This is a genomic window from Pedobacter alpinus (assembly GCF_042684645.1).
Taxonomy (GTDB): Bacteria; Bacteroidota; Bacteroidia; order Sphingobacteriales; family Sphingobacteriaceae; genus Pseudopedobacter; species Pseudopedobacter alpinus.
The window spans coordinates 49,064-56,687 of record NZ_JBHULV010000053.1 but is presented as its reverse complement, the minus strand read 5'-3'; the positions used below and the strand labels follow the sequence as shown (position 1 = coordinate 56,687).

Annotated in this window: 5 protein-coding genes; 4 read left to right on the top strand and 1 reads right to left on the bottom strand. The window is 34.5% G+C overall.

All coding sequences use genetic code 11. From position 1 onward, the window contains the following. On the top strand, nucleotides 1-4,118 hold a 4,118-nt coding region (locus ACFSSE_RS17015; RefSeq protein ID WP_379101040.1), incomplete at its 5' end, for an Ig-like domain-containing protein. Nucleotides 4,119-4,443: 325 nt separating this feature from the next. Here ACFSSE_RS17015 and pepT read toward each other — a convergent pair. Further along, nucleotides 4,444-5,685, bottom strand: coding sequence for a peptidase T (pepT, locus tag ACFSSE_RS17010; RefSeq protein WP_379044249.1), 1,242 nt, complete (start codon nucleotides 5,683-5,685; stop codon nucleotides 4,444-4,446). A gap of 119 nt (nucleotides 5,686-5,804) precedes the next feature. Between pepT and ACFSSE_RS17005 the strand changes: the two genes are divergently transcribed. The 3 genes from ACFSSE_RS17005 to ACFSSE_RS16995 are packed head-to-tail and all read left to right on the top strand — an operon-like array spanning nucleotide 5,805 to nucleotide 7,556. Continuing rightward, nucleotides 5,805-6,578 (top strand): hypothetical protein, encoded by a 774-nt coding sequence (locus ACFSSE_RS17005; protein WP_379044252.1) that lies wholly within the window; start codon nucleotides 5,805-5,807, stop codon nucleotides 6,576-6,578. Nucleotides 6,579-6,581: 3 nt separating this feature from the next. Further along, nucleotides 6,582-6,935, top strand: coding sequence for an MmcQ/YjbR family DNA-binding protein (locus tag ACFSSE_RS17000; RefSeq protein ID WP_379044255.1), 354 nt, complete (start codon nucleotides 6,582-6,584; stop codon nucleotides 6,933-6,935). Further along, nucleotides 6,936-7,556, top strand: coding sequence for a rhomboid family intramembrane serine protease (locus ACFSSE_RS16995; protein WP_379044258.1), 621 nt, complete (start codon nucleotides 6,936-6,938; stop codon nucleotides 7,554-7,556). Nucleotides 7,557-7,624 lie beyond the last annotated feature (68 nt).

The window sequence follows — 7,624 nt, the reverse complement described above, 5'->3', positions numbered from 1 at the left end:
TCACGACGAAAACCTTAACGATAACAGAACCAACACCACTAACATTAGCAATAAGCAACACAACTATCAAATGCTTTGGTGAAACCTCCACTGTAACCTTAACCTCAACAGGCGGAACAGGAAACCTTCAATACAGCTTAGACGGCACAACATTCCTTGCGAACAACACATTCGCAAACCTAACAGCAGGCAATTATACATTTACGGTAAAAGACGAAAACAACTGCATCAAAACTTTCCCGATCAATATTACAGAACCCGCATTATTAACATTATCAGGAGCAAACACGCCAATTTTATGCAACGGAGAAACTTCTACCGTAACTTTAACAGCCAACGGTGGGACAGGAATAAAACAATTCAGCAAAGACGGAACAACATTCCAAGCGAGTGACACATTTGCAAACCTAGTTGCAGGCACTTATACATTCACTGTAAAAGACGAAAACAATTGCATCAAAACTTTCCCAATTAACCTAACAGAACCAGCCTTATTAACTTTATCAGGAGCAAACACGCCAATTTTATGTCATGGTGATTTATCCACTGTAACCTTAACCTCAACAGGCGGAACAGGAAACCTTCAATACAGCTTAGATGGCACAACATTCCTTGCGAACAATACATTTGCAAACCTAACAGCAGGCAATTATACATTTACGGTAAAAGACGAAAACAATTGCATCAAAACTTTTCCAATCAACATTATAGAACCGACTTTATTAACTTTAACAGGAGCGAATACGCCAATTTTATGTCATGGAGAAACCTCCACAGTAACTTTAACAGGGACAGGCGGCACCGAAAATCTTCAATACAGCTTAGACGGCACAACATTCCAAGCAAGCAATACATTCGCCAACCTAGTTGCAGGCAATTACACTTTCACTGTAAAAGACGAAAACAACTGCATCAAAACTTTCCCGATCAATATTACAGAACCCGCATTATTAACATTATCAGGAGCGAACACGCCAATTTTATGTAACGGCGAAACATCCACTGTAACTTTAACAGCCAACGGCGGAACAGGAAACCTTCAATTCAGTTTAGACGGCACAACATTCCTTGCGAACAATACATTTGCAAACCTAACAGCAGGCAATTATACATTTACGGTAAAAGACGAAAACAACTGCATCAAAACTTTCCCGATCAACATTACAGAACCCGCATTATTAACTTTATCAACCAACAACACCGCGATCAAATGCAAAGGTGAAACCTCAACGGTTACACTAACATCAACTGGAGGAACAGCAAACTACCAATACAGCAAAGACGGAACGACTTTTCAATCAAACAACACATTTGCCAACCTAACCGCTGGAGATTATACATTTACGGTAAAAGATGCGAATGACTGTATCACGACAAAAACCTTAACCATTGCAGAACCAGATAAAATAACTCTAGCAACAAGCAACACCGCTATCAAATGCTTCGGCGAAACATCAACGGTTACACTAACATCAACAGGCGGCACAGGAATTTACCAATACAGCAAAGATGGAGTTAACTTTCAAATCGGAAACACATTTACAAACTTACCAGCAGGAGTTTATACATTTACGGTAAAAGATGCGAATGATTGCTTCATGTCGAAAACCTTAACGATAACTGAACCAACACAACTAACTCTAGCAACAAACAACACAGCAATCAAGTGCAAAGGAGAAACATCAACGGTTAGTTTAACGTCAAAAGGTGGCACAGGAATTTACCAATACAGCAAAGATGGAGTTAACTTTCAAATCGGAAACACATTTACAAACTTACCAGCAGGAGTTTATACATTTACGGTAAAAGATGCGAATGATTGCATCACGACAAAAACACTAACTATTACAGAACCAAGTCAACCTTTATCAATCACAGAAACGCATCAAAACAACATCTGCTACACAGATAATAAAGGACAAATTAAAATTAGTGTATCTGGTGGAGTTTTACCTTATACCTATAATTGGAGTAACGGAGCAACTACAAAAGATCTCAGTAATTTACCTGCCGGAATTTACACCTTGGTTGTTACCGATAAAAACAATTGTTCAACTTCAATACAAGTCGAAATTTTACCATCGAAACTATTTTCTATTCAAGAAGAAATACAACAAATCAAATGTTTTGAAGAAAACATTGGCAGTATTTCTCTTCAATTAAGTGGCGGCCAAACTCCTTACACAGTTAAATGGAATAATGGTTTAATCGGAAACTCAATTACAAATTTAACAGCTGGTAATTATACTTATACAGCAACAGATGCTTATGGATGCTCAATTGTTAAAACAATAACCATCACTCAGCCACAAAAATTAACAGCGCAACTCACCATAAAAAATACAACCTGTAAATACTCTCCAGATGGTGCAATTTTTACTAAAGTTACTGGTGGCACTGCCCCTTACCGTTTCATTTGGAATAATACCGATAGAGGAGCTAATAGTTCTTTAATTAATATAAGTTTAGGGAAATATACTGTTACAGTTATTGATGCAAATAATTGTTCGGTACAATTATTTGGAGAAGTTTTGCCAGGTAACTGTGCGCCAAGTGCAGATAATGATAATTATAGAACCAGAGAAGATACTCCAATTATTATCAATACACCAGGAGTAATAATAAATGATATTGATCCCGATGATGACGATTTAAAAATTTCTTTAAGTTCTGCAAAAGATCCCGAAGGACAAGCAGGAACAGTGAACGGAACGAAATCGTTTTTTAGAACTAAAAACGGAACAGTTACATTAAACGATAATGGATCATTTACTTATACCCCAAACAAAAACTTTTTTGGGACAGAGTATTTTATTTACGAAGTTACCGATGGTAAATTAAGTTCAAATTTCGCACAAGTAACTATAGTTGTGGAAGAGGTAAATGATCCGCCAATTGCACAAAATGATAATTTTAATACTTTAGAAGATGCGCCAGTTAATGGTTCGGTTGCGCCAAATGATAATGATCCGGAAAATCAGGTTTTAAACTATACATTGGTGGATCAACCTTTAAACGGAACTTTAACATTTAATACTGATGGTACTTTTAACTATATCCCTTTAAAAGATTTTAACGGAACTGTTACTTTTACTTATCAAGTTTGCGACCCACGAGGTTTATGCGATCAAGCTGTGGCAACCATTATTATCAGTCCTGTAAATGACTCGCCAATTGCGTTAGATGATAAGTTTTCTTTACAACGCGGAGCTTCTATTAACCAAAAAGTAACCGAAAATGATGTTGACCCTGATGGTGATATATTACTGTTTACAGCTTTAACACAACCACAAAACGGGACTCTAATTTTTAATACAAACGGAACTTTTACCTATCAGCCAAACCCAACTTTTAAAGGCATAGATACTTTCAATTATAGAGCATGCGATCCATCCGGTTTATGCGACAATGCAATGGTAACTTTAGTTGTTCAACCTCAGGTTACAGTTAACTTGATTCCAAAAGAAGCCCTCATTAGAGAAGGGGATACCATACATGTGACTGCCGTATTAACTGAGTCTTTGGTTGAAGATATAACTGTTTTTATAGCAATTAATGGTACAGCTACGCTCAATAAAGATTATAAATTAAGTCAAAATTTCACTTCTATAACCATTCCGGCTAATCAAACTAAAAGCACTCAATATTTTGTAGTCCAAGCTTTATTAGATGATATAAAAGATAATGGAGAAACCGTGGTTTCTAATGTGAGTAGCACAACACAACCTAATTTTGTTTTAATAGGAACTGGATCTACAATAGCTATTACAGATGTTTACCCAGAAACCAAACCGATAGCACCAACAGAAAATCCCGATATAAATCCAGATCCAATGTTTTCCCCAAACGGAGATGGTAATGGAAACGAAACATTTGTGATTTATAATATCTCTAAATATCCTGACAACGAAGTAGTGATTTTTAACAGATGGGGAAATGAAGTTTATAGAACAAAAGGTTATGACAATACAGGTAATTCTTTCAGAGGAGTGGCTAATGTTGGCATACTCACAAATTCCAATAAAGATTTAGTAGATGGGGTTTATTATTACCTCATTTTTACCACCCAAAACGGAGAGAAGAAAACCAATAAAGGATATATAATTTTAAAGAGATAATATTTAGAAAAAGGCGGGATTTTCGCAAACTTACAAGCGTTAGTCCCGTCTTTCGCTCATACTGCACCCAAAAACACCAGCCACAACTCAGCCTTAATCACAAGGCTGGTATCCACTACAACCGGGTTTAGTAACTTAGGTATTTCGTTTTTTAACTCACAAATAACTGATTACTCTAAAACACTTTTTTTTTCAAAAACAATCAGTTAACCACCCAACTCTGTGAACTAGGCGCTCTCTGCGGTAAAAAAATATAAATAAATCTTTGTGCGCTTTGTGGTAAAAAAACTCAGTATTCAAAAAAACTTAGTTTTCAAAAAAATCATTAAGCCTCTTCCTCCCAAATCATCGCTAAATTAATAATTGTTCTCACTGCAGCTTGCATATCTTGTACAGAAACCCATTCTTGTTTACTATGAAAAGCATGTTCGCCGGCAAAAATATTTGGGCAAGGTAAGCCCATAAAAGATAGCCTAGAACCATCAGTTCCGCCTCTAATACTTTGTTTTTTTTGCACCACTCCAGCTCTTTCAATTGCTTTTAAAGCATATTCACTAACTTTAGGGTGTTTAGCAATTACTTTTTTCATGTTTCTGTATTGCTCTTGTACTTTAAACTCAATACTAGAATTCGGATAGTTTAGCATTACTTTCAAAGCAATTTCTTTCAGCTCATCCTCGTGTTTCAGTAATTTATCATCATCAAAATCTCTAATAATAAAATCAACTTGGGCTTCTTCCACTTGTCCGCTAATTCCAACAGGATGAATAAAACCTTCTCTTCCTGCTGTACTTTCTGGTGTAATTCTATCATTTGGCAAAGCAGCAATAATTTCTGAAGCTATTTTTATAGCACTTTCCATCTTTCCTTTTGCAAATCCCGGGTGCGCACTTACTCCTTTAATTAACATTTGCATCCCATCAGCAGAAAATGTTTCATCCTCATAAGATCCTAAAGTTTCACCATCAATGGTATAACCAAAATCGGCTCCTAGTTTTTTAATATCTAAATGGTCAACACCACGGCCAATTTCTTCATCTGGGGTAAAAAGTATTTTAATAGTGCCATGCTTAACCTCTGGGTTTTGCATAAAAAAGTTTGCAGCATCCATAATCTCTGCAACTCCAGCCTTATTATCTGCACCCAATAAAGTAGTTCCACTTGCGGTAATGATATCATTCCCAATCTGATGTTTTAAATCTGGGTGTTCGCTTAATTTTAAAACCACGTTAATATCATCAGGTAAAACTAAATCTTGGCCTTGGTAATTATAATGAATTATTGGTTTAACATTTTCGCCGCTACAATCTGGTGAAGTATCAACATGAGAGCAAAAGCAAATTATGGGTACATTTTTTTCTGTATTTGAAGGTATAGTAGCTATCACGTATCCAAACTCATCCAAAAACGCATCATTTATTCCTATATTTAGCAATTCTTTTACTAATTCGGCCGAAAATATTTTTTGTTTAGCAGTAGAAGGGTTTGTTTTTGATTCGTAATTTGATTGAGTATCAAATTTTACATACTTTGTAAAACGTTCTGTAACAGTATAATTAATATTCATTGAAATAGAATTTTGATTATCGGATTATTTAAAATATTTTTATGCCAAAATCTTTGAAAGACAAATAAAGTAAAAGATAAGGTTAAAAACTCCATCATTTTACATTAGATAATAATAATTTGAAAAAATTAATCATAGCACTATTACTTTTTACGTCTGTAAAAGTTTATTCGCAAGCTAACTTTAGTAGAATAGGAGTAGGTATAAACGGTGTAATAACAGCGGCATACACTGGGCTTACATTTGGAATAAGCGATTTACCAGGTTTAGCAGGTTTTAATGCTAAAAAAGGCATTACAACAAATAAATCAAAAGTAATTGGCGGTTCTTTAGATTATTATTTCACCCCGTTCATTATTGGTGGAATAGAATACAATCAAGTACAACTTAAAGATGGTCCAGATAAGCATAATAGAGCATTTATTTCTGATTTTTCTTCGATAGAAATTAGAGGTAATGTAGCTGTTGGGCAATTTATAGATTTTTCTTACAGCCCATTTTTATATGCTATACGGAATGTTAATGCTGGTTTTGGTATTGGATTTATTAGTGGTAAAAATAATGTTTTGCCTTACGACGCAACAAAATTAGTTTCAGATCCCGATCCATATCCAAGAAGAATGCATGCCAATGACTTAGGTAAAAGTGAATTTAGTAGTGTTATTTCTCTGCCACTTAGTGTAGGCTATAATTTAAATCTATATAACGCCTACCAAGAAGTTAAGTTTGTAATTGGTTTTAATTATAAAATGGTATTTACTTCATCAGATGATCTTGATGGCTTTGCAGATGACGCTTCAGTTGGTTTTCAGAACAATGCTAAAGATGTTTATACAAGCTATGGCATTTCACTAAAATATTTATTTGGGCCAACTGGTTTATATTTCAAATAAACCGTGAATATAGAAAGTTTAAGATTTTATTGCTTAAGCAAGCCTGGAGTAACAGAAAGTACACCTTTTGGTGACGATACTTTGGTTTTTAAAGTAGGAGAGAAAATTTTCCTTTTAGCGGGTTTAAACAATCCACAAAGTTTTAATGTTAAATGCGACCCAGAAAAAGCCGTTTCTTTAAGAGAACAATACCCTGAAATTATCCCTGGTTACCACATGAATAAAAAACATTGGAACACCGTTTATTACAACCAAAGCTTATCAGAATCTTTATTATTAGAACTCATCAATCATTCTTACGATTTGATTTTCGCAAGTCTTTCCAAAAACCTTCAGAACACAATTAAATCTTTATAAATGTTTCAAATATTAAACGAAACGCCTGTTTCGGTAATCATCTTTATTTTCACTATAGCTACTAGTGTATTTGCTTTTTATGATCAATCACTTTTTGGCAAATTAATGTTACATCCATACAGTGTAAGTAAAGGAAAAAACATATTTCAATTAATTAGCAGTGGTTTTATACATAAAGATTGGCAGCATTTAATTTTCAATATGTTGTCGTACTATTTTTTTGCTTTTGATTTAGAACGCACAATAGGCCACTGGCAATTTGGAGTACTATATATTGTTGCATTAATATTGAGTGATTTGCCAACCGTTTTTAAACATAAAAACAATTATGGCTATTACAGTTTGGGGGCATCGGGTGCTGTTTGTGCGGTACTTTTTTCATTTATTTTATATTCACCTTTTACAACGTTACTAATTTTACCCATCCCTTTCCCAATATGGGCAGTGGTTTATGGCTTTTTATTTATAATTTATACGTCTTACGCTGGCCGTAAAGCTAATGATGGCATCAATCATGAAGCACATTTTTACGGCGCACTATCAGGTGTTTTTATCACTATTGTACTTTCACCTCAGGTAATTACAAATTTCATTTTAGTTATTAATGCTAAATTTTTTTAGTTTTATATCTTAAATATTAAAAATCAAATAATTAGGTTTTATAATCTATGTTTATTTTAAGCTATATC